Genomic DNA, 24,903 nt, shown 5'->3' on the forward strand with positions numbered 1-24,903 from the left:
ATGCTCGCTTTCCATGGCCACCGCCTACAGCACCAGCACCGTCGCCGAACTCGGTGGCTCCCCCAAGCGCTCCCGTCGGATGGCCGACATCCTCGACGCGATCGCCGAACGGGGCGAGATCTCGCTCACCCAACTCGCCGCGCTGTTCGACAGCTCCGCCGCGACCCTGCGGCGCGATCTCACGGTGCTCGCCGACCAGGGGCTCATCGTGCGCACGCACGGCGGGGCGAAGGCCGCCGGCTCGCTGGCCGAGCTGCCGGTGGCGCTGCGCGACACCCGCTTCCAGGACGCCAAGCGCCGGATCGCGCGCGCGGCCGCCATCCGCATCCCGCGCGAGCGGCACGCCGTCGCGCTCTCGGGCGGCACGACGACCGCGGGCGTCGCGCGCGAGCTCGTCAACCACGCCGACCTCACGATCGTCACCAACTCGCTGTCGATCGCCTCACTCGTCGCCTCCTACCCACGGCTCAAGGTCGTGATGACGGGGGGCATCCTGCGGGCGCAGTCGCTCGAGCTCGTCGGCGTGCTCGCGGAGGGCACCTTCAGCGCGATCAACGTGGGCACCGCGATCCTCGGCGCCGACGGGGTGTCCGCGGATGCGGGGATCACGACGCACGACGAGACCGAGGCGCGCACCAACCACGCGATGGTCGCGAAGGCCCAGCGCACGATCGTCGTCGCCGACGGCTCGAAGATCGGTCGCGCCGCGCTCGCCCGCATGGCGGAGCTCGCCGACGTCGATGTGCTCGTGACCGACGACTCCGCCGACCCCGGGCAGCTGCAGCGGCTGCGCGACGCGGGCGTCGAGGTCGTCCTCGCCTGACGTCGTGACCGTTCGGCTCAGTTGAGGGCGGGGGTGTCCTCGGGGATGACCCCGCCGGCGGCGAGGGAGGCGCCGAGGTCGCGGAGGGCGCGCAGGGCGACGCGCTGGGCGAGCGGGCCGTAGGAGATGCGGGCCACGCCCATCCGCTCGTACTCGGCGGCGGGCAGGGCGCCCGGCAGACCGATGATCGAGAGACGCCCGTCGAAGGCCTCGACGAGCCGCTCGACGAGATCGCGCCGCGTCGGGCCCGGCACGAAGACGAGCGCGGCGCCCTCGGCGAGGAACGCCCGGCCGCGGGCGATCGCCTCGCCGAGCTTGTGCTCGACGTCACCCTCGCCGCGCACGAAGGCGTCGGTGCGGGCGTTCAGCTGGAACGGCACGCCCTCGGCCTCGGCGGCCGCCGTGACGGCGCGCACCCGCGCGACCGCCTCCTCGAGGGGACGCATGCGATCCTCCACGTTCGCGCCCACGACGCCGAGCGCGATCGCGCGCCGCACCGTCTCGCCCGGGTCGTCGTAGCCGTCGTCCAGATCGGCGCTCACGGGCAGCTCGACCGCGTCGACGATCGTCGCGATCCCCCCGAGCGCCACGTCGAGCGGCATCCCGCCGTCGGGATAGCCGAAGGAGGCCGCGATCGAGTGCCCGGCGGTCGCGATCGCCCGGGTCTCGGGGAGTTCGGCGATCACGCGCGCGCTCACGGCATCCCAGACGTTGACGAGCTGCAGGATGCGGGGCGACTCGTGGAGGTCGCGAAGGGTCCGGGCGCGGTCGAGGGTGCTCATACCCCGATCTTTCTCCTCTCGGGGCCCGCGGATCCACTCTCCCGTGTTTGCAGGGATGGGAGCGCGACCACGGTTTCCGACGCCCGCGGCGGGCCCCGAAAACGCTCCGAAACTATCGGAGTAATGCTTGACAGTTTTCGCCGGGAGATGCACACTCATGGGCACGGACGCCCCCCAAGTGAGGGGCGAAAGTCAGAATGGGGGACGTGCGCTCTGCGCACACGCTCTTCGATTCGTGCGCCGACTGGCTTGTGGGGCGATCCACCACCTCCAACAAGTAAGCACGAAGGAGTGCCAAACAATGTCGAAACTTTCGACGCTCAATGCCGGTGCGCCCCCGCGTCACCGGACGCTCAAAGCACTGGCGGCCCTCGGGATCGCCGGTGCGATGATCATGGCGGCGGCGGCCCCCGCAAGCGCGGCGGTCACCTCCAACCAGACCGGCACCAACAACGGATACTTCTACTCGTTCTGGACCGACTCGTCGGGAACGGTGTCGATGGATCTCGGATCCGGCGGCAACTACTCCACCCAGTGGAGCAACACGGGCAACTTCGTCGCCGGCAAGGGCTGGCAGACCGGCGCCCGGCGCACCATCGACTACTCGGGCAGCTTCAACCCCTCGGGGAACGCGTACCTCGCCCTGTACGGATGGACGACGAGTCCGCTCGTGGAGTACTACATCGTCGACAACTGGGGCACCTACCGCCCCACGGGCACCTTCAAGGGCACGGTCACGAGCGACGGCGGCACGTACGACATCTACGAGACGACGCGCACCAACCAGCCGTCCATCCAGGGCACGGCCACCTTCCAGCAGTACTGGAGCGTGCGCCAGTCGAAGCGCACCGGCGGCACCATCACGACCGGCAACCACTTCGACGCCTGGGCGAGCAAGGGCATGAACCTCGGCAGCCACGACTACCAGATCCTGGCGACCGAGGGCTACCAGAGCAGCGGCAACTCGAACATCACGATCGGGTCGTCGTCGTCGGGTGGCTCCGGCGGTTCGTCCGGCGGATCCAGCGGCGGGTCCTCGGGCGGTTCGTCCGGTGGATCGACCGGCGGCAGCACGAGCAACGGCTGCACCGTGAGCGTCACGAAGGGCGACGACTGGTCCGACCGGTTCAACGTCAACTTCGCGGTCAGCGGCTCGAGCAACTGGACCGTGACGGTGAACCTCAACGGCAGCCAGAGCGTGCAGAACAGCTGGAACGCCAACGTGAGCGGCAGCGGGAGCACCCGCACGGTCACGCCCAACGGCTCGGGCAACAACTTCGGGCTCACCCTGTACAAGAACGGCAACGGCAACCTGCCGACGGCCAGTTGCTCGGCATCCGGAAGCAGTTCGGGAGGCGGCAACTCGGGCGGCAACTCGGGCGGCAACACCGGCGGCAACACCGGCGGCGGCACGAGCAGCGGCTGCACCGTGAGCGTCACCAAGGGCGACGACTGGTCCGACCGGTTCAACGTCAACTTCGCGGTCAGCGGCTCGAGCAACTGGACCGTGACGGTGAACCTCAACGGCAGCCAGAGCGTGCAGAACAGCTGGAACGCCACGGTCAGCGGCAGCGGCAACACCCGCACCGTGAAGCCCAACGGCTCCGGCAACAACTTCGGCCTGACGCTCTACAAGAACGGCAACAGCAGCCTGCCCACGGCGAGCTGCAAGGTCGGATAGCGCACGGGGGCGGCGCGTCGGCTCCCCGCCGGCGCGCCGCCCTCCGCCGTCATGCCCGCGAGCTGCGCGCCGCGAACGCCCGCGTGAGCCGCTGCGCGTCGGCGGTGCCGTAGGCGGCGCCGATCGAGCGGGCCTCCTCGGCGAGCTGCTCGGGCATGCTGCGCAGGGCCGCGTCGCGCACGAGGCGCTTCGCCCGGCCGTAGGCGGATGCCGCACCGGCCAACCAGCCGCGCGCGACGGCCTCCGCACGCGCGCCGACCTCGGCATCCGGCACCGCCTCCGCCGCGAGGCCCCACTCCACCGCCTCGGCGCCCGACAGCGTCCGCTCGCTGAGCACGAGCTGCAGGGCCCGTCGCTCGCCGACGGCCCGCGCGAGCTGCGCCGACACCGAGAGGTCGGGGGTGAGCCCCATGCTCGCGTAGAGGCTGCCGAGCTTCGAGCCCTCGCCGACCACCGCGTAGTCGCCCGCCAGCAGGATGCCGAGCCCGCCGCCCACCGTCGTGCCCTGGGCGGCGACCGCCACCGGCCGCTCGGAGGCGGTGAGGCTCAGGATGCCGTCGTTGATGACCCCGGCGAGCTCGGTCATCGCCGCGCCGGAGTCCATCTCGACCATCGCGCGCACGTCGCCGCCCGCGCAGAACGACGGACCCGCGGCGTCGATCAGCACCGCGCCGACGTCGTCACGCGACACCGCCTCCGCCGTGATCCGGGCCCAGGCCCGCCCGGTCTCGGCGTCGAAGGCGTTGAGTCGCTCGGGACGGTTGAGGGTGATGCGGGCGAGACCCCGATCGACGGTGAACAGGATGGGCTCGGTCATGGCGCGACCGTAGCACCGCGACGAGCCGGTGTGCGGCCCGCGTCACGCCGAGCGCAGCACCTTCTGCAGGGCCTTGCCGCGCGCGAGCTCGTCGACGAGCTTGTCGAGGTAGCGGATGCGCTGCATGAGCGGGTCGTCGATCTCCTCGACCCGCACCCCGCAGATGACGCCCGTGATGAGCGCGGCATCCGGGTTCAGCCGGGCCTCGGCGAAGAAGTCGCGCAGCGTCGTGCCCGCCTCGAGGTGCCGCCGCAGCTCGGCCTCGTCGAAGCCCGTGAGCCACTCGATGACCTCGTCGAGCTCGGTCGTCGTGCGACCCTTGCGCTCCAGCTTCTCGACGTAGAGCGGGTAGATGCGCGCGAAGCTCATCCCGAAGATCCGGTGCTCCATGCGCCCAGGGTAGCCCCGCCCGCCTCGGCGGGGTCAGCGGCGGGTGACCTCGCCGACCGTGTTCGCGGCGCGGTCGAGCAGCGGGGGGCGCAGCAGCGCCCAGGCGCCGGCGATCGCGGCGAGCGAGACCAGGAAGACGGCGAAGCCCCACCAGTCGGATGCGTCGCGCGCCGTGTAGATCGCGTTCAGGTTGCGCAGCGCGTCGGTGGCGAGCACGAGCACGACGTGCGTCACGGTGAACGCCACGAAGAAGAACATGACCGGCAGGTGCACGCGCGTCGCGAGCGCGAAGGGGTAGATCCGGTTCACGCGCGCGGCGTCGCGCGGCCAGTAGGCCGACATCCGCACGCCGGTGACGATCGCGAGCGGCGCCGCCACGAACACGACCGCGAAGTAGCTGAGCTGCTGCAGGGCGTTGTAGGTGACCCAGGCCTGCTCGAGCGGCCACTGGAGCGACGCGTACTGCAGCGTCGCCGAGAGCGCGTTCGGCACGACCGCCCAGTCGGTCGGGACGACGCGCATCCAGTGCCCGGTGGCGAACAGCAGCACGAGGTAGACGACGCCGTTCGCGACCCACAGCACGTCGAGCGCGAGGTGGGTCCAGACGGTGAGGCTCATCCGCCTGCGGCGGTTCCGTCGGGAGGTCCAGGTGGCGTCCGGGCGCTTCTCGCCGCGCGAGCGCCAGCCGGTGCGCACGATGAGCACGAGCAGCAGCGCGTTGAGGAAGTGCTGCCAGCCGAGCCACGCGGGGATGCCGACGGGCACGTCGGCGGGCATCGGCGCGTAGCCGGGGTAGCGGGCGAGGAACTGGGCCACGGGGTCGAGCGTCGTCAGCCAGCGGGCGACGAGCACCACGACCACCGCGAACGCGACCAGCAGTGCGCCCGCGACGACCCAGCGGATGCGCCGCCGCCGGGGGTCGGATGGCGGCGCGGTCGTCACCCTCGCAGACTAGTCGAGGGCACCGGTGACGTTGGTCGTAGGGTGACGGGGTGCAGTGCGACTACTTCGACGCCGGGGTGTGCCGCTCGTGCACGCTCATGGGGGTCGGATACGACGCGCAGCTCGCGGGCAAGGTCGCGGATGCCGAGGGGCTGCTGGCCGCGTGGGCGGACGCCGTGTGGCTGCCGCCCGTGCCGTCGGCTCCGGAGGCCTTCCGCAACAAGGCGAAGATGGTCGTGGGCGGCACCGTCGAGGCGCCGACGCTCGGCATCCTCGACGCCGAGCGGCACGGGGTCGACCTGCAGGGCTGCGGGGTGCTCGCCCCGGGGCTGCGGGGCGCGTTCCCGGCCATCACGGCGTTCATCGCGCGCGCGCGGATCGTGCCCTACGACATCCCCGCGCGCCGTGGCGAGCTCAAGCACGTGCTGCTGACGGAGTCGCCCGACGGCCGCCTCATGCTGCGCTGGGTGCTGCGGTCGACGGAGGCGCTCGGCCGCATCCGCAAGCACCTGCCCGAGCTGCTCGCCGGGCTGCCGCAGCTCGCCGTCGTGACCGCGAACCTGCTGCCCGAGCACAAGGCCGTGCTGGAGGGCGAGGAGGAGGTGGCGCTCACCGCCGACGAGTCGCTCGCGATGCGCCTCGACGACGTGACGCTGCACCTGCGCCCGGGCAGCTTCTTCCAGACCAACACGGCGATCGCGGCGGGCCTGTACCGGCAGGCGCGCGCGTGGGTCGACGAGCTCGCACCCCGCTCGGTGTGGGACCTGTACTGCGGCGTCGGCGGCTTCGCGCTGCATGTCGCGGCGCCCGGGCGGCGGGTGCTGGGCGTCGAGGTGAGCGCGCCCGCGATCGCCTCCGCGCGGCTCTCGGCCGCCGAGGCGGGGCTCGTCGACGTCTCGTTCGAGGTGGGGGATGCGACGGCGGTGGGCGGGGCGGATGCGCCGGAGCTCGTCATCGTGAACCCGCCGCGGCGCGGGCTCGGCGCCGAGCTGTGCGCGACACTCGAGTCCTCGCGGGTCGGATCGGTCGTCTACTCGAGCTGCAACGCCGCCTCACTCGCGCGCGACCTGGCCGCGATGCCCTCGCTGCGGCCCGAGCGCATCCGCGTCTTCGACATGTTCCCGCAGACCACCCACTACGAGGTGATGGTGCTGCTGCGTCGGGTGCACGACTGAGGCGTCAGCCGCCGAACGACGGCGGGCCGCCGCTGCCGGTGAAGGAGCCGCCACCGGTGAAGGAGCCGCCACCGAACGAGCCGCCGCCCGTGAAGGAGCCGCCGCCGAAACCGCCCGTGTCGCTCGAGGAGTCGGAGGTGATGTCGGCCGAGAGGTCGGCGATCACCACCTCGTCGCCCTCCGAGAGCCCCGAGGTGATCTCGACCGACTCGGTGCCGATCGCGCCCACCTCGACGGGCACGCTCGTGAGCTCCCCGTCGACGAGCATCTGCACGGTGTGCTGGGTTCCGTCGACGTGCAGCGCCGAGAGCGGCACGGTGAGCACGTCGGTCGCCGCGGCGAGCTCGATCGTGACCTCGACGGCGGCGCCGTTGAGCAGCGTCGCGCCGGCCGGGTCGACGGCGATCTCGACCGTGTAGCTGGGGGTCGAGGTCTCCGAGACGTTCACGAAGCCGACCGACGACACGGTGGCCGCGTAGCTCGCCCCGCTCGACGTGACGACGGCGGTGCCGGTCTGGCCCGCCGCGACCTTCGCGATCTGCGCGAGCGTGACGGTCGCCTCGACGGTGTACCCGTCGTCGCCGATGATCGCGATGTACTGGGTCGACGATCCCGCCGTGACGTCGTCGCCCACGGCGAAGCCCACGTAGGCGACCGTGCCCGCGATGGGCGTGGTCAGCTGCGCGGCCTGCAGCTCGTGCTGGGCGATCGCGAGCTGCGCCTCGGCCACCGAGATCTCGGCCTGGTCGGCCACGATGTCGGCCGCGGATGCGGTGGAGCCGGAGGAGCCGCCCGAGAAGGAGCCCGACGACGAGGTCGAGGAACCCGAGGAGGAGCCGGTCGAGCCGGAGCTCGAGCCGCCCGACGACGAGGTCGACGCGGATGCCGCGAGCGCGTCGCGGAGGGCCGTGACCGCCGTGTCGAGGTCGGTGATGCCGGCCTGGACCGCCGTCTGCGCGGCGGCGACCACGCCCTGCGCGGTGCCGACCCCGCCGATCGCGGTCTGGCATTCGGCCAGCAGCGCCTGCACGGCCTCGAGGGTCAGCGGGGTCGCCTCGTCGGAGTCGCCCGCGTCGTCGCCGGAGTCGCCCGCGACCTCCGCGTCGCCGGCATCCGCGCCGTCGCCCGGGTCGTCGCCCGAGTCGTCGCCGAGGGTCGCGGCGAGGAACGGGGCGCACACGGTGGTCGCCGAGGCGGAGGAGCTCTCGGCGGCCGCGAGCGCGTCGGATGCGGTCGCGGCGAGCGTCAGCAGGCTCTGCTGGGCGGCGACGACCTGCTCGAGCGCGGCCGTGACCGCGGGATCGGTCGAACCGGTCGAGGGTCCGGAGCCGCCGGACCCCGAACCCGTGCCGGAATCCGAGGAACTCGAGGAGCCGGACGAGCTCGTGGACGTCTGCGAGGCGAGGTCGGTCGCGAGCTGCTGCTGCGCGTCGGCGAGGTCCGACTCCGCCGCGTCGACGGCGTCCTCGAGGTCGCCCGGGTCGATCGTGGCGAGCACGTCGCCCGCCTCCACCCGGTCGCCCACCTGCACGTTCAGCGCGTCGACCGTGCCGGATGCCGCGAAGGCGCGGTCGCGCCGGGTCGCGGAGGCGAGCGACCCGGTCACCGTGAGGGTCTCGTCGACCGAGCCGACGCTCGCGACCGCCGTGCGGTAGCCGCCCGCCGTGTTCGCGGCGTTCGCCCACGCCATGCCGCCGCCGGCGAGCACGAGCGCACCCGTGACGACCCCGGCGCCGATCAGGCGGCCCTTCGTGAACCAGCCCCGGAATCCGGTCTTCTTCTTCGTCTTCTTCACCACGTTCGTCTCCGTCATTCCGTGCGCAGGGCGTCGATGGGGGCGAGGCGCGCGGCGCGCGTGGCGGGGTAGACCCCGAACACGATGCCGATCGCGATCGACACGGCGAGCGCCCCCGCGACCGCCGGGCCCGAGAGCACGACCGAGCTGCCGATGATGCCGGGCAGCACGAGGGTGCCGAGCGCGCCGAGCGCCGCACCGAGGATGCCGCCGCCGAGGCCGAGGATCGCCGCCTCGGTGAGGAACTGCCGCCGGATCGCCCACGGCGGGGCGCCGAGCGCCTTGCGCAGGCCGATCTCGCGGGTGCGCTCCGTCACCGAGACGAGCATGATGTTCATCACGCCGATGCCGCCGACGAGCAGCGAGAGCGCCGCGATGCCGGTGAGCAGGATCGTGAGGGTCTGGTAGATGGAGGTCGCCGTCTCGACGAGCGCCTCCTGGCTCGCGATCGAGAAGTCGGAGTCGTCGCTCGAGGTGATGCCGTGGCGGTTCAGCAGGATGGTCTGCGCCTCCTGGTAGGCGGCGGCGAGCTGGTCGGCGGATGCCGCCTGCACGTACACGGTCGACACGCTCGAGGCGGAGGTGCCGCCGACGAGCACGTTCGCGACCGTCGAGATCGGCGCGATCGCGACGTCGTCGAGGTTGGAGGAGCTGTCGGAGCCAGCGGATGCCAGCACGCCCACGATCTCGAAGGAGGTGCCGTCGATCTCGACCGTCTGCCCGACGACGCCCGTGCGCCCGAACAGCTCGGTCGCCGTCTCCGAGCCGAGCACGACGACCTTCGCGGCCTGGTCGACGTCCTCCTGCGTGAAGAAGGAGCCCGACTCGAGTTCGCGCGCCCGCACGTCGAGCCACGACACGGTCGTGCCGGTGACGGAGGTGGTCCAGTTGGTGTCGTTCGCCTCGAGGGCGAGCGAGGTGGTCTTCTCGGGCGCGACCGCGGCGATGTCGGGCGCGTTCACCTCGGAGGTGAGCGCCTCGGCGTCGGCGAGGGTGAGGGTCGTCGAGGTGCCGAAGCCGCCGCGCATCCCGGAGGAGTCGGTCGAGGAGCCGGGCGACACGATCAGCAGGTTGCTGCCGAGCGAGTCGATCTGCGCCGAGACGTCCTTCTGGGTGCCGAGGCCGAGGCCCACGGTGAGGATGACGGCCGCGATGCCGATGAGGATGCCGAGCACGGTGAGCAGCGAGCGCATCGCGTGCGAGCGCACCGCCGACCAGGCCGTGTGCAGGGTCTCCGTCCAGTTCACGCCGCCACCGCCTCGTCGGTCTGGATGAGGCCGTCGCGCACCCGCACGATGCGGCCCGCGTGCTCGGCGACCTCGAGCTCGTGGGTGATGAGCACGATCGTGCGCCCGGCGTCGTTGAGCTCCTGGAACAGGCCCAGCACATCCGCGGTCGAGACCGAGTCGAGGTTGCCGGTGGGCTCGTCGGCCAGGATCATGGTCGGCTCGCCGACGAGCGCCCGCGCCACGGCGACGCGCTGCTGCTGGCCGCCGGAGAGCTCGCCCGGCCGGTTCTCGAGCTTGTCGCCGAGCCCCACCTTCTCGAGTGCGAGGGCGGCGCGTTCGCGGCGCTCCTCCTTGGCGACGCCCGCGTAGACGAGCGGCAGCTCGACGTTGCGCCAGGCGGAGAGCGACGACAGCAGGTTGAAGCCCTGGAACACGAAGCCGATCTCGCGGTTGCGGATGCGGGCGAGCTCGCCCTCGTCGAGCTCCTCGACGTCCTCCCCCGCGAGCCGGTAGCTGCCGGAGGTGACGACGTCGAGGCAGCCGAGCACGTTCATGAGGGTCGACTTGCCCGAGCCCGAGGGGCCCATGATGGCGACGTACTCGCCGCGGTGGATGTCGAGGTCGATGCCGCGCAGGGCCTCGAACTCGACCGCCCCGGTGCGGTAGGTCTTGCGCACGCCGGCCAGCTGGATGACGGGGCCGCCGAGGGGGGTCACGGCGCTCATCCGTTCGACCCCTGGCCGCCGAAGCCGCCCTGACCGCCCTGGCCGCCGCTCGGGAAGTTGCCGCCGTCGGGGAAGCTGCCGCCGTCGGGCGGGGTGAAGTCGCCGTCACCGCCCGGGAAGCCACCGCCGCCCGGGAACCCGCCCGTCGAGCCCTCGTTGCCCTCGCCCGGGGTGAAGGACGCCACGAGCACCTCGTCGCCCTCGCTGAGGCCCGCGGTGATCTCGGTGAGGTTGCCGACGGTCTCGCCGACGGTGACGGTGGCCGTGGTGCGGGTGCCGTCGGAGCCGACGAGTGTCACGGTGCTCGTGCCGTCGTCGCCGGTCGTGACGGCCGCGCTCGGCACGGTGAGCACGTCGGCGCGGCTCTCGTAGACGATCTCGAGGTCGACGGCGACGCCGTCGAAGAGCCCGTCGGCGGTGCCGTCGACGGTGACCGTCACGGGGTAGGCGGCCGCGCCCGAGCTCGTGGAGGGGAGCATGCCGACCTCGGAGACGGTGCCCTCGAGGGTCGTGCCGTCGTCGGTCGTGAGGTGCACGGCGTCACCCGCGGCGATGAGCGCGACATCCGACTCGCCGACCGTCGCATCCACGCTCCAGGCGTCGGTGCCGACGATCGTGAAGGCCGAGGTGCTCGAGCTGCTCGAGGAGGTCGAGCCGCCCATGCCGCCCGAGGAGCCGCTGCTCGAGGAGCCGACCGTGTCGCCCACCTCGATGCCGATCGAGGTGATCGTGCCGGCGACGGGGGCGAGCAGGGTCGCGCCGTCGAGCGCGGACTGCGCGCTGTCGACGCCCGCCTCGGCGACCTCGACGGCGGCGGCATCCGCGGCGATCTGCGCCTTGTCGGCGGCCGAGCCGCTCGACGAGGACTTCGCGTCGGCGAGGCGGGCCTGGGCGGATGCCAGGGTCGCCTTCGCCTCGAGCAGCTCGGCGTCGAGGGTGAGGGTGTCGATCGTCGCGAGCTGCTGGCCGGCCGTGACCACCTGCCCCTCGGCCACATCCACCGTGAGCACGGTGCCCGAGCCCTCGAAGTCGACCGTCTCGTTGACGAGCGGCGTGAGGGTGCCGCTCGTGGTGACGGTCTGCTCGAGCGTCTCGAGGCTCGCCTGGGCGGTCATGTCGAACGACTGCGCCTGCGCCTGCTGCTGCGATCCGGGGATCGCGAATCCGAACACGTAGACGGCCGTGCCGCCGAGTACCAGCACGACCGCCGCGCCGATGATGATCCAGGTGCGCGTGCGGACGCGCTTCAGGAACGATGCCACCGAAAGCCTCCTCGAGCCCGGGCCGGGCGCGCCGGGTCTCGGATGCGACGGTAGGGAGTCCCGGTGGACGGTTCGCTACCCGTTCCTATGCGGAGCCTGGGAACCCCGCCCCCTCCACCTCTGCGCTGAGTGGTCGGTTTCTCGCCCCATTTCCCCCTTTTGGGGCGAGAAACCGACCAGTCAGCGACGGGGGCTTGAGGGATGGGGGGCGGGGTCGGGGGTGCGGCCTAGAGTGGCCGCATGGCCAAGACCCCCGCACCCGGCTTCGCGTGCAGCGAGTGCGGGTGGACGGGGGCGAAGTGGATGGGGCGCTGCCCCGAATGCCAGGCGTGGGGCTCGGTCGTCGAGCGCGGGGCGCCGACGACGAAGGTGGCCCCGGCCGCCGTGCCGGCCGCGCGTGCGGCGCGGCCCATCACCGACCACGTCGTCGACGACGCCACCCACCGGCCCACCGGCATCGGCGAGTTCGACCGCGTGCTCGGCGGCGGGCTCGTGCCGGGCGCCGCGGTGCTCGTCTCGGGTGAGCCGGGGGTCGGCAAGTCGACGCTGCTGCTCGAGGTGGCGGCCCGCGCCGCCCGCCGCGGCACGCGCGTGCTCTACGTCTCGGGCGAGGAGTCGGCCGGTCAGGTGCGGCTGCGCGCCGAGCGCACGGGCGCCCTCGACGACGAGCTCTACCTCGCCTCCGAGACCGACCTCGCCACCGTGCTCGGCCACGTCGACGCCGTGCGACCCGGCCTGCTCGTCGTCGACTCGGTGCAGACGATCGCCTCCGCCCTGTCGGATGGCGCCCCCGGTCAGCCCGCGCAGGTGCGCGAGGTGGCGGGCACCCTCATCCGCGTCGCGAAGGAGCGCTCGATCCCGCTGCTGCTCGTCGGTCACGTCACGAAAGACGGAACGATCGCCGGCCCCCGGGTGCTCGAGCACCTCGTCGACGTCGTGCTGAGCTTCGACGGCGACCGCCAGACGGCGCTGCGTTTCGTGCGCGCCCTCAAGAACCGCTTCGGCCCCACCGACGAGGCGGGCTGCTTCGAGATGACGGGCGATGGCATCGCCGAAGTGCCCGACCCGTCGGGCCTCTTCCTCTCGCGCACCCGCACCCCCGTGCCGGGCACCTGCGTCACGGTCACGCTCGAGGGGCGCCGGGCGCTCCCGGTCGAGGTGCAGGCGCTCGTCGTCGACACGAGCGCCCCCAACCCGCGCCGCATCGTGAGCGGCGTCGACGGCGCGCGCGTCGCCATGCTGCTCGCGGTGCTCGAGAAGCGCTGCCGCATCAGGCTCTCCGACAAGGAGGTCTACGTCTCGACGGTGGGCGGCATCCGCCTCGCCGAGCCCGGCTCCGACCTCGCGATCGCGCTCGCGATCGCCTCCGCGGCGAAGGACCGCCCGTTGCCGCGCACCCTCGCGGCGATCGGCGAGATCAGTCTCGCGGGCGAGGTGCGCGCCGTCGCGGGCGGCCGGCAACGGGTCTCCGAGGCCACCCGGCTCGGCTACACGACGATCGTCGATGCGGAGGCGGGCTCGATCCAGACCGCCGAGTCGCTCGCCTTCTCGGCGCGCGTCCTCGAGCGGGTCGACGCCCCCGCGTTCTGACGCGGCCCTCCGGCCCCGCTCAGGCGAGGCGCCGGCGCACCACGAGCAGCAGCACGACACCGCCCGCGACCGCGAAGGCGCCCGCGAGGGTCCACGGCAGCGGGTCGACGCCGGTCGCGGCGATCTCGGCCTCGGTCTTCACGAGCGTGTTGTCGATCACGACCTCCACGGTCGTGCCCGGCGTGATCGTGAACTCGGCGTCGTAGCTCGCGAGGGCGACCGCCGGTCCGCCGTCGACCGACACCGTCGTGACCGTCGTCGCGCGCACGTCATCCGCGGCGCCGGTCTCCGGCTCGGTGATCCGGCACACGGTGCCGTGCATCACGGTGTACGCCTGCTCGGTCTCGGACTCGCCGACGGGCACGCTGAACTCGAACAGGTCGCTGCCGTTCGGCCAGTCCGGCTCGGTGCAGGAGAGCTGCAGCTGCGCCTCGCCCGGCCGCAGCCCCGTGTCGGAGGTCGTCAGCTTCCGCACCGTGAGGTCGGATGCCGGAACCCACTCGTTCGTGAACGCGCAGTCCGCCTGCGAGTCGTCGGTCGTGAGCTCGACGACGACGGATGCGGCGAGGCGGTCCATCGACACCTGGTTCACCCCGCAGTCGATGTCGAGCACGTGCCAGTGGCCCTCGGTCGACCACGCGGGCAGCAGCTCCTGGATCTGGAAGTACGACGCCGGGTCGACGACGATGCCCGTCATCGGGTCGCTCGTCGAGTCGACGACGGCCTCCACCGGGGTGCCCTCCGCCGTCGTGGTCGCGCTCGCCGAGTAGCGGCCCTGCGTGACGACGGCACCGTCGGCATCGAGGCTGTCGATCGCGTAGGGGAAGGCGCCGACGCCGCCGACGGTGGTCTTGGTGATCGTGATCGACCCCGCCGGGGTGAACTTGTTGAGCCACAGGCACTGGGCGGCGCCCTCGTCCGGTACCTCGACGTCGACGCTGCGGAAGTTGCCGTCGCTCTGCACGGCCTCGGTGAGATCCTCCTCGCCGCACGTGGCCGAGACAAGCTCCCAGCTGCCGGCGGGGGTCGGGGCGGGAAGCTCTTCGGTCACGGTGTAGGTGCCGGCGGCGATGCCGATGTCGGTCGCGACCTCGACGGCGGTGCCGGGCTCGGTCACCTCCGCCAGGTCGGATCGGGAGAAGCCCCCCGGGCCGGTGATCGTGAACGGGAAGTCGCCGACGCCGCCGGTGGTCTCCTTCCAGAGCGAGCCGTCGCCGAGGTGCACCCGGCTGTTGGTGTAGGTGCACACGACGTTCGACTCCGACGCGAGATAGATGCTCGTGACGCCGTCCACCGTCGTGACGGTGCTGCCGTCGAGCTCGCACACCGGGGGCCCGGGGTCGTTCCAGCCTTCCGGTACCACCTCCGAGACCTCCCACGCGGGATCGCCGTCGCCGACCGCACCGCGCACGAAGGTCACCGAGGCGGGCGAGCCCGCGTTCGGCGTCAGCGTGAAGTCGTTGACGCCGTCGCCGTTGGAGTCCTGGTAGGAGAGGTTGCCGTCGAAGCGGAAGGAGACGGGGCCCGCCTCGCCGTCCGCGAGCTCCTTGCGGATGGTGATGGTTCCCGGGTCGGGCGGCGGCTGCACCGCGTAGTAGTAGCAGAACACGTGCCGCTGGTGCAGGGGGTAGGTCACGAACTCGACGTTGTCGCCGTTGACGGCGTCCTGTGCGCAACGCAGCGCGGCGAAGCCGTAGCTGGTCTGCTGGTTGTTGAGCGGGGCGCTGGGCGTGCCGCCCTGCACCCAGATCTGACGACCCAACTGCACGTGAGCGGCCTGCGTGGCGTCCAGCTCGATGGTCGTGGCGCCGGCGATGGTGTCCCCGGTCGGCTGGCCCGACGAGTCGAGCAGAGCGGTGGAGGCCTGGGTGACGATCGAGGTGCCGTACGCCCCCGTGACGGTGCTCAGACTGAGCGGGTTGGTGGCCGGGCCGAGCATCCCCGTCCCCATCGTGAGCGTCCAGTTCGCGAGGGGCTCGCAGTCGGGCGAGCCGGCGGCCTCGGCGTCGGGGGTGACGATGCCGTTGCTCGCGTAGTCGGAGTCGGGGCCCAGGTCGCGCAACGACTCCATGATGTTGTTGCGCGCCTTGTTGGCCATCACGTCGCTGTACTCGTCGCAGACCCGCGCCACGAAGGTGATGTAGAGGCCGCTGCCGTCGGCGAGCGGCTCGATCTGGGCGGCCGCGGGGATCGTCGGCAGCACGGCGAGCGTCACCGCCGCCGTGCCTGCGGTCGCGACGCGAAGCGCACGCCCGAATGCCATCGACCAACCCCCGCTCTGTGGTGCGCTCAGCCTACGGCGTGGGCGTCTCGAGAGCCATCTTCACTTTCGGCGAGGGTGGCCGTGACGCCCTCGCCCTCGGGCTCCTCCGGAACGTCGTCGAGCTCGCGACCGCGCACCGCCGCCCACAGCGCGAGCAGCAGACCGGATGCCACGAGCGGGTCGCCGTAGGCCTGCCCGCCGAACTCGGCCAGGTCGCCGAGCGACACGGCGGCATCCGGATCGCGGGCGAGCGCGAGGAAGGCGAGCACGGTGATGCCGAACACCGCGTTCGCGAGCACGAGCTGCACGCGCGCGGGGCGCGGGTAGGCGCGGGAGTCCTCGTTCGCCGCCTTGTAGCCGGTGAGGAACGACCAGACGAAGCCGAACAGCACGACCGCGCCGCCCGCGAAGCCCAGCAGGAACGCGATCGGGTCGGTCACGATGTCGCGGTAGGCGAAGAGCGCCGACATGAGCAGGGCGATGAGCACGGAGGTGGCGCGCGCCGGGGTGAGCGCGCGCCGCACGAGCGACACCACGAGCACGCCGAGGGCGAGCACCGCGCCGAGGATCGCGAGCGCGTCGCCTCCCCACAGCAGCGGGAAGCGGAACAGCGCCGCGGCCGAGATGAGTGCGCCCGCGATGCCGACCGCCGCCATGAGCTCGGGGAGCGTGCGCCGACCGCGGCGGGCCTGCACGACGGCGAGCGCGATGAGCACGAGCGCGCCGACGCCGCGCACGATGAACAGCGGGATGGTGTCGGTCACCGCACCCGCGACCCACACGAGGAACGTCGGTACCTCCGCGGGGGCGCCGTAGCCGAGCGCCACCTGGGCGAGCACGATGAGCGGCGTCGCGAAGATCGTGGTGGTGGTGAACGCCGCGACGACGAGCGCGAGTGCGTCGATGTGGTCGGTCATCCCCTGCGCGGTCGGCTCGCCGCGGCCGGGACGCAGGCGCGCGAGCACCACCCAGGCGCCCGCGATGAGGCCGAGCAGCAGCGCGGAGCCGAGGAGCGGGCGCACCGCCTCGGCATCCGCGAAGAGGGCGCCCGCGCCGAGCACCACATCCACCGTGCGCCACACGGCGACGAGACCGAGCACGATGTAGACGGCCGTCGAACCGATGACGCCGCGCACCACCTTCGCGGCCCACAGCGCCGACGACACCGTCACGCTCGCCACGGCGGCACCGGCGGCGAGGCCGGCGGGCACCGCGAGCTGCCCGAGGGTCGAGAGGGTGAGGCTCAGCAGCAGCGGAACGAAGTCGAACCCGGCCGCCCGGTTGACCGAGGTGAGCACCGCGGCGGTCACGATGAGCGGGCCCCAGACGAGCACGACGATCACCACGAAGTCCCACCAGCGGTAGCCGCGCCCGCCGCGCAGCGCGACGAACACGACGAGCCCGATGCAGGCCACGATCGTCAGGATGCGGGCCACCGGGATGTCCTCCTGGTCGGGCACCGAGATGAACAGCATGATCGCGACGACGAAACCCGTCATGACCCAGCGCAGCCACGCCCGCGCGTGCAGGGCACCGGATGCGGCGAGGCTCGTCGAGAGGGCGGTGAGCGCGAGCACGATCCAGACGAGTGCGCGCGGCAGGGTGAGCAGCACCGTGCCCGACTGCGCGGCGAGCGGCACCCACTCGCGCAGCGGACCCGAGAACAGCACGAGCAGCGCCGCCACGACGTAGCCGACGAGGCCGACCGTGACGAGCGGACGCAGCCCGAGCGGCCAGTCCACGTCGCGCAGCCGCCCCTCGTGCACGGGCGCGAGGATCACCCGGTGCAGGAACTCGTACCCGGCCTGCCGGGCAACGCGCAGCACGGGACGCCGCGTCATCCGCCCACCTCCATGCCGGTCGTGTTCGACTGCAGCACCCGGATGCCGTGCGGCATCGGCATGACGACGCGCGAGACCCCGATCGACGCCTCGCCGAGCTCGACCTCGCCGAGCACCTCGCCGTCGGGGGTACGCACCTCGAGGCCGGAGAGGCCCACGAGCACGAAGCGCTCCCCGTCGCCGAAGAGCCCCTCGGTCGCATCGCTCGACCACAGCATCGTGCCGTCGCCGTCGACCGCCCACGCGGCGGCCGACTCGTCGCTCTGCGCGACGACGACGCCCGACATCACGAGCAGCTGCCGGCCGACGCCGCGGTGCTCGGAGTCCCAGCGCACCGCGCCGTTCGCGGGGTCGAGGGCCCACACATCCGCCCCGGAGCTCTGCACGACGACGACGCCCTCGCCTGCCGCGACGAGCTCGGCGCCGTCGTACCGGGTGCGCCAGCGCTCGGAGCCGTCGGCGAGGGAGTGGGCGATGACGGTACCCCCGCGGTCGACGACGACGACGATCCCGTCGCCCACCGCGGGCGGCGCCTCGACGTCGGTGCGCAGCGCCGTCGACCAGAGCGTCTCGCCCGTCGCGAGGTCGAGCCGCCGCAGCGTGCCGTCGAGGCTCACCGCGAGGATGTCGCCGTCGGGTCCCGCGGTCGGCGGCGACAGCACGACGTCCGGGAACTCGACCGCCCACAGCCGCGCGCCGCGCCCGTCGTAGGCGAGCAGCCGACGCTGGGAGGTGGACACGAGCGTCACCTCGCCGATCGCCGAGAGGGCGAGCAGGTCGCCGCCGGGCGAGGCCTTCCAGGTGCGCGTCGCGGTCGTGCCGTCGACCGTGTAGGCGACGAGCCGGGCGCCGATCGCCGAGACGAGCGTGCCGTCGGAGGTCGTGGCGGCGAGGCCGTCGAAGGGCATGCCCTGCGGCGAATCGCCGAACGCGGGGTCGGAGATGACGAAGGAGAGCTCGCGCGAACGCCAGTCGGCGGCATCCGCCCAGTCGGGCGGTGCCGGCTCGGTCACGAGCCCGGCCGCACCGAGGCCGCCGGCGGGGAGTTCGACGCTCGAGTAGTCCACGGGGTCGCCGTTCACGGTGCCGACGTCGCGGATCGCGCCGCGGCCGGGGCACCAGGTGATCGTCTCGGTGATCGCGAGCAGCACCTCTCCCGAGCTCGCCTCGGAGTAGCGGGTGTCGGTCGTCGCGAGGAGGCAGCCGGCGTCGCCCGCGGCGACCTCCCCCGACACCGTGTAGCCGAGCGCTCCGGAGGGCACGGCCGAACCGGAGCCCGTCCAGTGGGCGCCCGGGGCGGCATCCGCGGGCAGCATGACGAGCGCCGGCGAGAAGGCGAAGCCGATCTGCCCGCCCGTGACGCTCAGCATCGAGACGCCCGCGTCGCCCAGCAGGTAGAGCGTCGAGGTCGGGACGTCGTCGGGGTCGTCGATCGGGGTGATCGTCTCGCGCCAGAGCTGCATGTTCCGCAGCGCCGCCTCGGGGTACTCGCCGAAGAAGCCCGCGGCCGCGCTCGCGGGCAGTTCGAGCAGCAGGCCCGGTCCTGTGCCGCGCGCGTGCTCGTGCACGGCCCGCGTGCCGTCGGCCGCCGTCGTGAGCGTGGCCGCACCGTCGGCCGGCACGTACCGTGCGGCGCGCCCGCCGTCGCTCGGCGGGGCCACGAGATCGGATGCCGCGAGCCCCGCGGTGCCGGCCGCCACGACGCCGACGATGGTCGTCCACACGAGGGCGCGCCGGAGCGTCGAAGGGGCTCGCCGATCCGCGGTCTGCTCCTGAGGTTCCGCGGCGACGGTGGTGGTTTCGGACATCGGGCTCCCGGGCTGGCTCGACGCTACCGCACCGGGGCGCCCGCGGCACCGTGTCGCGTCAGTAGAGCAGGAAGGCCACGTCGTCGGCCGACTCGGCGTCGCCGAGCGACACCGACAGGCGGTAGGTCGCCCCGCCGGCGACGACCGGGTCGCGGTCCGAGTTGCAGGTCTCGGGCGAGGACCGCGTGCGGTCCCAGGCGAACGGGGTCGTCGTGAGCTCGACGCCCGGCTGCAGCACCTGCTCCATCGGCGTGGCGTCCGTCTGGCAGTCGGCCGAGTTCCAGATCGGGTCGGAGCCGCTGACGATCGAGTAGAGCTGCGCATCCGTGCCGACGTTGAAGGTGCACGGCGAGGTGCCGGAGTTGACGATCGTCATCGAGATCATCGGGTTCTCGCCCGCCTGGTACTCGGTCCGGTCGGTCACCGGGGTGAGGGTGATCTGCGCGGGATCGCACGCGGTCGATCCGTCGGCGGCGGGGGTGTCCGCGTCGGTCGGCTCGCCGCTCGGCGACTGCGTGCCACCGGGGCCCTTCGTGTCGTCGGCTGCCGACCCGGGCCGCACGATGAGCAGCACGATCACGACGACGACCGCGAGCAGCGCGAGCCCCACGACGACCCGCCGACGCCGGTACACCGACGCGGGAAGTCGTCCGGGCTGTTGGCTCGACATGCCGCCAGGGTAGGCCGGGAAGCGCGCGGAGGCGGTGCGCGTGCACGGCGTGTGCCGGATGGGCGGGACTCTCGGCGGATTCTTAGGGTGCGCCGTGAGTTCGCCCAACCCGGCCCCGCATCCTCGACGGCATGACAGACTCCACGGCCCCCGCGGCCGAGACGCCCACCGAGGCGCCGGCCGAGACCCCCGCCGTCGACGAGACGGCATCCGCCCCCGCATCCGCCGAGCCGGCGAAGCCCGCCCGACGCTGGAAGACCCTCACCCTCGCGATCACCGCGATCGTCGCCCTCGTGCTGGGCCTCGGCGTCGGCGGCGTGAGCGGATGGGCGATCGCCAACGCGCAGCGCCCCGGCTTCGGCAACGGGCAGTTCCCGGGCGGCGGCTTCCCGAACGACGGGCAGATGCCGGACTTCGGCGACGGCCAGGGCCCGGGCAACGGCGACATGCCCCAGCCGGGCGACGGCTCGGGCTCCGGCAACTCCTGAGCCGGCCGCGCCCTACAGCTGCTTCAGCATCCGGGTGTTGCCGAGGGTGTTCTGCTTGACGCGGGCGAGGTCGAGGAACTCGGCCACGCCGTCGTCGGGTGAGCGTACGAGCTCCGCGTAGACCTCGGGGTCGACCACCCGCTCGCCGATCGGCTCGAAGCCGTGCCCGCCGAAGAACTCGGTCTCGAAGGTCAGGCAGAACAGGCGGCTGAGCCCCAGCTCGCGCGCGTCCTGTTCGAGCTGCTCGAGGATGGCGTGTCCCACGCCGTGCTTGAGCCACGCGCCGGCCACCGCGATCGTGCGGATCTCGCCGAGGTCCTCCCAGATGACGTGCAGCGCACCGCAGCCGATGAGCTCGCCGCCCGCGGTCTCCGCGACCCGGAACTCCTGGATGTCCTCGAACAGGGTCACCCGTTCCTTGCCGAGCAGGATGCGTCGCTCGACGTACGGCTCGATGAGCCCGAGCATGCCCCGGACGTCGGCGGTGCGCGCGCGGCGCACCCGGAATCCACTGCTCACCCGCTCACCCTAGCGAGCCGGGCTCGCGGCCGCGGGACGCCTCTCCCCGCGGCCGCGAGCTCTCAGGCCGCCGCGCGTCGGCGTCCCCAGGCGAAGGCCGCCGCACCGCCGAGCACGAGCACGGCACCGAGTGCCGCGAGCACCCGGATGACCGTCTCGTCGGCGCCGGTGTCGCCCAGGGCGAGCACCCGCAGCTCCGCCTCGGCGAGCAGCGCTCCCGAGCCGTCGCGCACCTGGATGTGGTGCAGGCCCGCCTCGAGGTCGGCCGGGATGGTCACGGTGGCCGAGGCCGTCCCGGCGACGACGGATGCCGTGGCGAGAGCGCGGTAGGTGCTCGCGACGCCGATCTCGATGCTGCCCTCCTCGAGCCCCGAGACGGTGACGTGCAGCGTGCCACCGGGGGTCACGGTGCCGGCACCGAGGGTGATGACCGGCGCGTCGACGGGCCCCTCCGAGGGCTCGCCACTCGGCTCCCCCGAGGGCTCCCCGCTCGGCGCGAGCGCGAGACCGTCGAGCGCGGCCCGCAGCAGAGCGACCACGGCGTCCACGTCGTCCTGGTCTCCGCTGCCGGCGAGCACCACCTGCGCGCTCGCGACCGCGTCGTCGAGCCCGCCGAGCGAGCCCTCCGTGTAGAGCGCGCGGTCGACGCCGTCGGCCTCGTCGAGCAGCTCCTCGAGCGCGCCCGTGTCGAGCGCGGCATCCGGGATGTACCGCACGAGCCGCAGGTCGTCGAGCGTGCCCCAGGCCCCGCCGGTCGCGGAGATGTAGGCGCCGACCGTGACCGTGCCGTCGTCGCCCACCGTGAGCGGGGGCGTCGTGAAGGTGCGGTAGTCGCGCCAGCCGTAGAGCCACATCCAGGTGTCGGCGGAGTCGTCGTCCGTGTACGCCCACAGGGTGAGCGTGTCGCTGTCGCCGAGCGCGCCGCCCTGCGCGGTCGCCTGCAGCGTGTACTCGCCCGCGGGCACGCCCGTCACCGTCTGCTGCAGCTGGATCGTGAACGCGGACGCGGCCCAGAAGTCGAGCGCCTTCGTGCCCTCGTTCGTGTTCGACGTCGTCGTGATGCTCGCGGCACCGCTCGGGTTCGTGGCGAGCGACCACATGCTCGTGTCGGCGTCCTCGAAGCCGTGGTTCACGACGTAGTTCGCCTGCAGCACCGTGACGGTCGCCGTGATGGCCTCGCCGGAGGCGATCGTGCCGGGGATCGAGTAGACGCCCGGTCCGCGGATCCAGTCGACCGCGTCGCTCCACGCGACCGCCGGATGCTCGGTCGAGCCGTCGTTGTAGCCGACCTCGATCGTCGCGGGGAGCGCGATCGGCGAGCCGTCGTAGACGGTGAGGGCGACCGTCTCGATCGAGGTCGCGACGCGCTCGGTGACGGCACCCGTGCGGGCGTAGCGGAAGGTCTGCAGCGACTCGAGCGGGTGACCCGTGAAGTCGAACAGCGCCTGGTTGTCCCACGAGGAGCCGCCGTAGTAGACGCCCGCATCGACGGGGTCGTAGCTTCCCGCGTAGCTCGAGGCCCATCCGGAGCCGTACTGCTCCCACTTCTGCTGGTTGGCGGCGAGCTGGTCGGGCGTGCCGACCGGGATCCACGCGGGCTCCCAGTAGAAGACGCCGAGGCCCGCGTCGCCGACGGCGGCGACGGCCGCCATGACGTCGTGGATGAGGTCGGCCTGCCCCTGCACGGTGGCCGGGTAGTCGCCGCTGAAGTTCCCGGCGTTGACCGAGTTCTGCCATCCGTCGCCGTCGTCGAAGGTGTACACGTACGAGGTCTCGGCGACCATGACCTTCTTGTCGTAGCTGTCGGCGATCGTGCTCAGCACCGAGGTGAGGTTCTCGGGGCTGCCGTGCCAGAAGTTGTAGTACGAGCTCGCGAACACGTCGTAGTCGACGTCGTGCGCGGCGAGCTGGGCGGCGTAGCCCGTGTAGCGGTTGGGCGTCTCGGGGTTGGTGAAGTGCAGGGCCACGAGCGCGTCGGGGAACACCTCGCGCACGGCGGCGCTGCCCGCGCTGAACATGGCGGCCTTGCCGTCCCAGTCGGCGACGCCCGCGATCGTGTTGTTGGTCTCGTTGCCGATCTGCACCATGCCGACGTCGACGCCCGCATCCGCGAATGCGTCGAGGCTCGCCTCGGTGTACGCGCCGAGCGCGGTCACGAGCTGTTCGGTCGTGTAGCCCTCCCAGGCCTTCGGCACGTGCTGCTTGGCGGGGTCGGCCCAGAAGTCGGAGTAGTGGAAGTCGACGAGCACCCGCATGCCGTGCGCGGTGGCGCGTTCGCCGATCTCGACGGCGCGGGCGAGGTCGGTGGTGCCGCCGCCGTAGCCGTTGCCCTCGGCGTCGTAGGGGTCGTCCCACACGCGCACGCGCACGTAGTTGATGTCGGCGTCCTCGAGCACATCGAAGAGGTCGGCCTGGTGGCCCTCGGTGTCGTAGTAGACGACCCCGCTCTCCTCCTCCGACAGGATGCTCGAGACGTCGACCCCGTTGATGAAGTCGTCCCCGAGCCCGTCGATCCTGTCGACGAAGATGCCGGCCTCGACCGGCCCGTCGGCGGCCGCGATGGCGCTCGGGATGCCGACCAGGGCGAGCGCGACGGCGGTGACCGCGCCGATCCCCAGTCCGGTGCGGATGCTGTGTGCGTGCACTGCTGTGTGCCTCTCTGCGCGGTCGCCTCTGACCGCCTCGGGTGCTGTGACCGGTCCCAGCCACGAGGCGACTGTAACCGGTCACAGTCCGGCGCGTCAACGTGCGGGCACGAGGACGGCGGCGACGAGGTCGCTCACCCCATCTGCGAGATCCCGCTCAGGAGGTGCGGCGCGTGCGGCGGCGGTACCCGACCAGGGCTGCGCCGGCAGCCCCCAGCGCGACCGCGACGGCACCGAGCGGCCACAGCTGCGGCGCACCGGAGTCGGCGAGCGTCTCGGAAGGCGCGGGCTCCGCCGGCGGGACGACCACCGGGGCGGCCCGCAGCCAGTGCAGCAGCACACCCGACGCGCCGCCCTCCGCGATGTACTCGACCGAGTACACCTGCCCGTTGGAGGTGAACTCGTCGCCGTCGGCGAGCGCGGTGCCGTCGGGGGCCGCGAACTGGCCGGTGAACGAGACGTCGGACCCGAGGATGCGCACGAACTGTCCGGGGGTCGGCGTTCCGGCGAGACGCACGTCGAGCCGGGTCGCGCCGACCGTGATCGCCTGGCCGCTCCCGTAGACGTAGTCGGAGTCGTTCGTCGGCGCATCCCAGTCGACCTGGAACGTGCCGCCCGTCCACGTCGACGTCCCCCACAGCTCGACCATGCCGATCCCCGCGCCCGACGAGGGGCCGGGGCTCACCACGCCGGTGCCCACGAGGTTGAGCTCGTGCACGACGGCCGCACCGGAGGCGGTGCCGCCGGTGAAGGTGCCGCCCGTCACCGCGAAGTCCTTGCCGCCCAGGTTCGGGGTGCCGACGACGGCGAGCTCACCCGCCGCCACGAGCAGCCCCCGCGGCTGGCCGGCGCACGTGCCAACCCCGCCACCGCCTCCGAGCAGCTGCAGCACGCCCGTGCCCTGCTTCTCGATGCAGCCGGTGCCGCCCGCGTCGAGGTTGCCGGCCGCCTCGACGGTCATCGTGCCGTCCACGGTCAGCCGCAGGAAGGTGCTGGGATCGCTGCCGACCGCCGAGGGCAGCTGCAGCGTCGAACCCGACTCGACGAACCAGGCCTGCGATCCGACCGACGTCAGCTGAGGCTCGATGCGGGCGGTCGACCCGCCGGACACCTCGATGCCGCCGCTCAGGGTGATCGCCCCGCCGCCGTTCGCGACCTCGTGCGTCGTCGGGAACAGGAACCAGCCGAAGCCGAGGTCGCCGAGGTCGTAGGTCGAGCGCGGACCGCCGTCGAAGGTCACGTCATCGCCCGCGATCGGCACCCCGCCCGTCCAGGTGGCCGTCGACCACCAGGAGTCGCCCGCCTGCGTCCAGGTGCGAGTGGCCGCGAACGCGGGCTGTGCGACCACGAGGGTCAGGACGGCCGCGCCGCCGACGGCGAGCGCGAGGGAAGGACGCAGGCGCATGGCAGCTCCGTTCGGGTGGGCGTCGCGCGCGAGCGCGATTTCGGGCGCGTCCA

Annotated in this window: 20 protein-coding genes; 5 read left to right on the forward strand and 15 right to left on the reverse strand. The window is 72.6% G+C overall.

Translation table 11 applies throughout. The features are described 5' to 3' along the window. Nucleotides 1-13 precede the first annotated feature (13 nt). Nucleotides 14-823 (forward strand): DeoR/GlpR family DNA-binding transcription regulator, encoded by an 810-nt coding sequence (locus D7I47_RS04775; protein WP_120761989.1) that lies wholly within the window; start codon nucleotides 14-16, stop codon nucleotides 821-823. Nucleotides 824-840: 17 nt separating this feature from the next. On the opposite strand, the gene D7I47_RS04780 is transcribed toward D7I47_RS04775, so the two are convergent. Then, entirely contained in the window at nucleotides 841-1,605 is a 765-nt protein-coding gene (locus tag D7I47_RS04780; protein WP_120761990.1) for an isocitrate lyase/PEP mutase family protein, read from the reverse strand. Between the two features lie 394 nt (nucleotides 1,606-1,999). Here D7I47_RS04780 and D7I47_RS15215 point away from each other — a divergent pair, with 394 nt between their 5' ends. Beyond that, entirely contained in the window at nucleotides 2,000-3,286 is a 1,287-nt protein-coding gene (locus tag D7I47_RS15215; protein ID WP_319592674.1) for a glycoside hydrolase family 11 protein, read from the forward strand. A gap of 49 nt (nucleotides 3,287-3,335) precedes the next feature. On the opposite strand, the gene D7I47_RS04790 is transcribed toward D7I47_RS15215, so the two are convergent. Genes D7I47_RS04790 through D7I47_RS04800 form a run of 3 tightly spaced genes read right to left on the reverse strand, consistent with a single transcriptional unit; the run spans nucleotide 3,336 to nucleotide 5,435 of the window. Next, nucleotides 3,336-4,103 (reverse strand): enoyl-CoA hydratase/isomerase family protein, encoded by a 768-nt coding sequence (locus D7I47_RS04790; protein WP_120761992.1) that lies wholly within the window; start codon nucleotides 4,101-4,103, stop codon nucleotides 3,336-3,338. Between the two features lie 42 nt (nucleotides 4,104-4,145). Continuing rightward, complete coding sequence (locus tag D7I47_RS04795; protein ID WP_120761993.1) at nucleotides 4,146-4,493, reverse strand: DUF2200 domain-containing protein; 348 nt, start codon at nucleotides 4,491-4,493, stop codon at nucleotides 4,146-4,148. A gap of 33 nt (nucleotides 4,494-4,526) precedes the next feature. Then, complete coding sequence (locus tag D7I47_RS04800) at nucleotides 4,527-5,435, reverse strand: cytochrome b/b6 domain-containing protein (protein WP_120761994.1); 909 nt, start codon at nucleotides 5,433-5,435, stop codon at nucleotides 4,527-4,529. Nucleotides 5,436-5,485: 50 nt separating this feature from the next. Here D7I47_RS04800 and rlmC point away from each other — a divergent pair, with 50 nt between their 5' ends. Then, nucleotides 5,486-6,610, forward strand: a complete 1,125-nt coding sequence (gene rlmC, locus D7I47_RS04805; RefSeq protein ID WP_120761995.1) for a 23S rRNA (uracil(747)-C(5))-methyltransferase RlmC — start codon at nucleotides 5,486-5,488, stop codon at nucleotides 6,608-6,610. 4 nt (nucleotides 6,611-6,614) lie between these two features. Here rlmC and D7I47_RS04810 read toward each other — a convergent pair whose 3' ends face one another. From D7I47_RS04810 to D7I47_RS15180, 4 genes are read right to left on the reverse strand one after another with little or no spacing between them, the layout of a single operon-like run. Further along, on the reverse strand, nucleotides 6,615-8,408 hold the full coding sequence (locus tag D7I47_RS04810; protein WP_170154362.1) for an HlyD family efflux transporter periplasmic adaptor subunit: 1,794 nt from the start codon (nucleotides 8,406-8,408) through the stop codon (nucleotides 6,615-6,617). Between the two features lie 11 nt (nucleotides 8,409-8,419). Beyond that, a complete protein-coding gene (locus D7I47_RS04815; RefSeq protein ID WP_193726459.1) occupies nucleotides 8,420-9,652 on the reverse strand; it encodes an ABC transporter permease in 1,233 nt (410 codons plus the stop codon). Continuing rightward, complete coding sequence (locus D7I47_RS04820; protein WP_120761997.1) at nucleotides 9,649-10,359, reverse strand: ABC transporter ATP-binding protein; 711 nt, start codon at nucleotides 10,357-10,359, stop codon at nucleotides 9,649-9,651. The genes D7I47_RS04815 and D7I47_RS04820 overlap by 4 nt, the downstream gene beginning before the upstream one ends. Beyond that, nucleotides 10,356-11,621, reverse strand: a complete 1,266-nt coding sequence (locus D7I47_RS15180; RefSeq protein ID WP_264371284.1) for an efflux RND transporter periplasmic adaptor subunit — start codon at nucleotides 11,619-11,621, stop codon at nucleotides 10,356-10,358. Before D7I47_RS15180 ends, D7I47_RS04820 begins: the two co-directional genes overlap by 4 nt. Nucleotides 11,622-11,861: 240 nt before the next feature. Between D7I47_RS15180 and radA the strand changes: the two genes are divergently transcribed. Then, the gene (radA, locus tag D7I47_RS04830; RefSeq protein ID WP_120761998.1) at nucleotides 11,862-13,211 is read left to right on the forward strand and encodes a DNA repair protein RadA; all 1,350 of its coding nucleotides are present in this window, start codon (nucleotides 11,862-11,864) and stop codon (nucleotides 13,209-13,211) included. Between the two features lie 19 nt (nucleotides 13,212-13,230). On the opposite strand, the gene D7I47_RS04835 is transcribed toward radA, so the two are convergent. The 4 genes from D7I47_RS04835 to D7I47_RS04850 are packed head-to-tail and all read right to left on the reverse strand — an operon-like array spanning nucleotide 13,231 to nucleotide 19,793. Next, complete coding sequence (locus D7I47_RS04835; protein WP_120761999.1) at nucleotides 13,231-15,474, reverse strand: prealbumin-like fold domain-containing protein; 2,244 nt, start codon at nucleotides 15,472-15,474, stop codon at nucleotides 13,231-13,233. Nucleotides 15,475-15,500: 26 nt separating this feature from the next. After that, nucleotides 15,501-17,315, reverse strand: a complete 1,815-nt coding sequence (locus tag D7I47_RS04840) for a hypothetical protein (protein WP_157981636.1) — start codon at nucleotides 17,313-17,315, stop codon at nucleotides 15,501-15,503. After that, nucleotides 17,312-19,123 (reverse strand): outer membrane protein assembly factor BamB family protein, encoded by a 1,812-nt coding sequence (locus D7I47_RS04845; RefSeq protein ID WP_120762001.1) that lies wholly within the window; start codon nucleotides 19,121-19,123, stop codon nucleotides 17,312-17,314. The genes D7I47_RS04840 and D7I47_RS04845 overlap by 4 nt, the downstream gene beginning before the upstream one ends. Nucleotides 19,124-19,181: 58 nt before the next feature. Then, the gene (locus tag D7I47_RS04850) at nucleotides 19,182-19,793 is read right to left on the reverse strand and encodes a hypothetical protein (RefSeq protein ID WP_157981637.1); all 612 of its coding nucleotides are present in this window, start codon (nucleotides 19,791-19,793) and stop codon (nucleotides 19,182-19,184) included. Between the two features lie 131 nt (nucleotides 19,794-19,924). Here D7I47_RS04850 and D7I47_RS04855 point away from each other — a divergent pair, with 131 nt between their 5' ends. Beyond that, a complete protein-coding gene (locus tag D7I47_RS04855; RefSeq protein ID WP_120762003.1) occupies nucleotides 19,925-20,281 on the forward strand; it encodes a hypothetical protein in 357 nt (118 codons plus the stop codon). A gap of 12 nt (nucleotides 20,282-20,293) precedes the next feature. On the opposite strand, the gene D7I47_RS04860 is transcribed toward D7I47_RS04855, so the two are convergent. The 3 genes from D7I47_RS04860 to D7I47_RS04870 all read right to left on the reverse strand — a co-directional run bounded on the left by D7I47_RS04860 (nucleotide 20,294) and on the right by D7I47_RS04870 (nucleotide 24,850). Beyond that, nucleotides 20,294-20,749: an amino-acid N-acetyltransferase gene (locus D7I47_RS04860; RefSeq protein WP_120763810.1), complete on the reverse strand. Its 456-nt coding sequence runs from the start codon at nucleotides 20,747-20,749 to the stop codon at nucleotides 20,294-20,296. A 113-nt stretch (nucleotides 20,750-20,862) separates the two neighbouring features. Next, on the reverse strand, nucleotides 20,863-23,445 hold the full coding sequence (locus D7I47_RS04865; protein ID WP_120762004.1) for a glycosyl hydrolase 53 family protein: 2,583 nt from the start codon (nucleotides 23,443-23,445) through the stop codon (nucleotides 20,863-20,865). A 157-nt stretch (nucleotides 23,446-23,602) separates the two neighbouring features. Continuing rightward, nucleotides 23,603-24,850 (reverse strand): hypothetical protein, encoded by a 1,248-nt coding sequence (locus D7I47_RS04870; protein ID WP_120762005.1) that lies wholly within the window; start codon nucleotides 24,848-24,850, stop codon nucleotides 23,603-23,605. Nucleotides 24,851-24,903: the final 53 nt, after the last annotated feature.

Origin of the sequence: Protaetiibacter intestinalis (assembly GCF_003627075.1) — a bacterium.
GTDB classification, from domain to species: domain Bacteria; phylum Actinomycetota; class Actinomycetes; order Actinomycetales; family Microbacteriaceae; genus Homoserinibacter; species Homoserinibacter intestinalis.

What these genes read in the sequence shown, in the direction of transcription:
- D7I47_RS04795 (WP_120761993.1), bottom strand. Translation starts at nt 4,493, where the DNA reads ATGGAGCACCGGATCTTCGGGATGAGCTTCGCGCGCATCTACCCGCTC.
- D7I47_RS04820 (WP_120761997.1), bottom strand. Translation starts at nt 10,359, where the DNA reads ATGAGCGCCGTGACCCCCCTCGGCGGCCCCGTCATCCAGCTGGCCGGC.
- D7I47_RS04845 (WP_120762001.1), bottom strand. Translation starts at nt 19,123, where the DNA reads ATGTCCGAAACCACCACCGTCGCCGCGGAACCTCAGGAGCAGACCGCG.
- D7I47_RS04790 (WP_120761992.1), bottom strand. Translation starts at nt 4,103, where the DNA reads ATGACCGAGCCCATCCTGTTCACCGTCGATCGGGGTCTCGCCCGCATC.
- D7I47_RS04775 (WP_120761989.1), top strand. Translation starts at nt 14, where the DNA reads ATGGCCACCGCCTACAGCACCAGCACCGTCGCCGAACTCGGTGGCTCC.
- D7I47_RS04855 (WP_120762003.1), top strand. Translation starts at nt 19,925, where the DNA reads ATGACAGACTCCACGGCCCCCGCGGCCGAGACGCCCACCGAGGCGCCG.
- D7I47_RS04860 (WP_120763810.1), bottom strand. Translation starts at nt 20,749, where the DNA reads ATGCTCGGGCTCATCGAGCCGTACGTCGAGCGACGCATCCTGCTCGGC.
- D7I47_RS04850 (WP_157981637.1), bottom strand. Translation starts at nt 19,793, where the DNA reads ATGTCGAGCCAACAGCCCGGACGACTTCCCGCGTCGGTGTACCGGCGT.
- D7I47_RS04840 (WP_157981636.1), bottom strand. Translation starts at nt 17,315, where the DNA reads ATGACGCGGCGTCCCGTGCTGCGCGTTGCCCGGCAGGCCGGGTACGAG.
- D7I47_RS15215 (WP_319592674.1), top strand. Translation starts at nt 2,000, where the DNA reads ATGGCGGCGGCGGCCCCCGCAAGCGCGGCGGTCACCTCCAACCAGACC.
- D7I47_RS04835 (WP_120761999.1), bottom strand. Translation starts at nt 15,474, where the DNA reads ATGGCATTCGGGCGTGCGCTTCGCGTCGCGACCGCAGGCACGGCGGCG.
- radA (WP_120761998.1), top strand. Translation starts at nt 11,862, where the DNA reads ATGGCCAAGACCCCCGCACCCGGCTTCGCGTGCAGCGAGTGCGGGTGG.
- D7I47_RS04870 (WP_120762005.1), bottom strand. Translation starts at nt 24,850, where the DNA reads ATGCGCCTGCGTCCTTCCCTCGCGCTCGCCGTCGGCGGCGCGGCCGTC.
- D7I47_RS04780 (WP_120761990.1), bottom strand. Translation starts at nt 1,605, where the DNA reads ATGAGCACCCTCGACCGCGCCCGGACCCTTCGCGACCTCCACGAGTCG.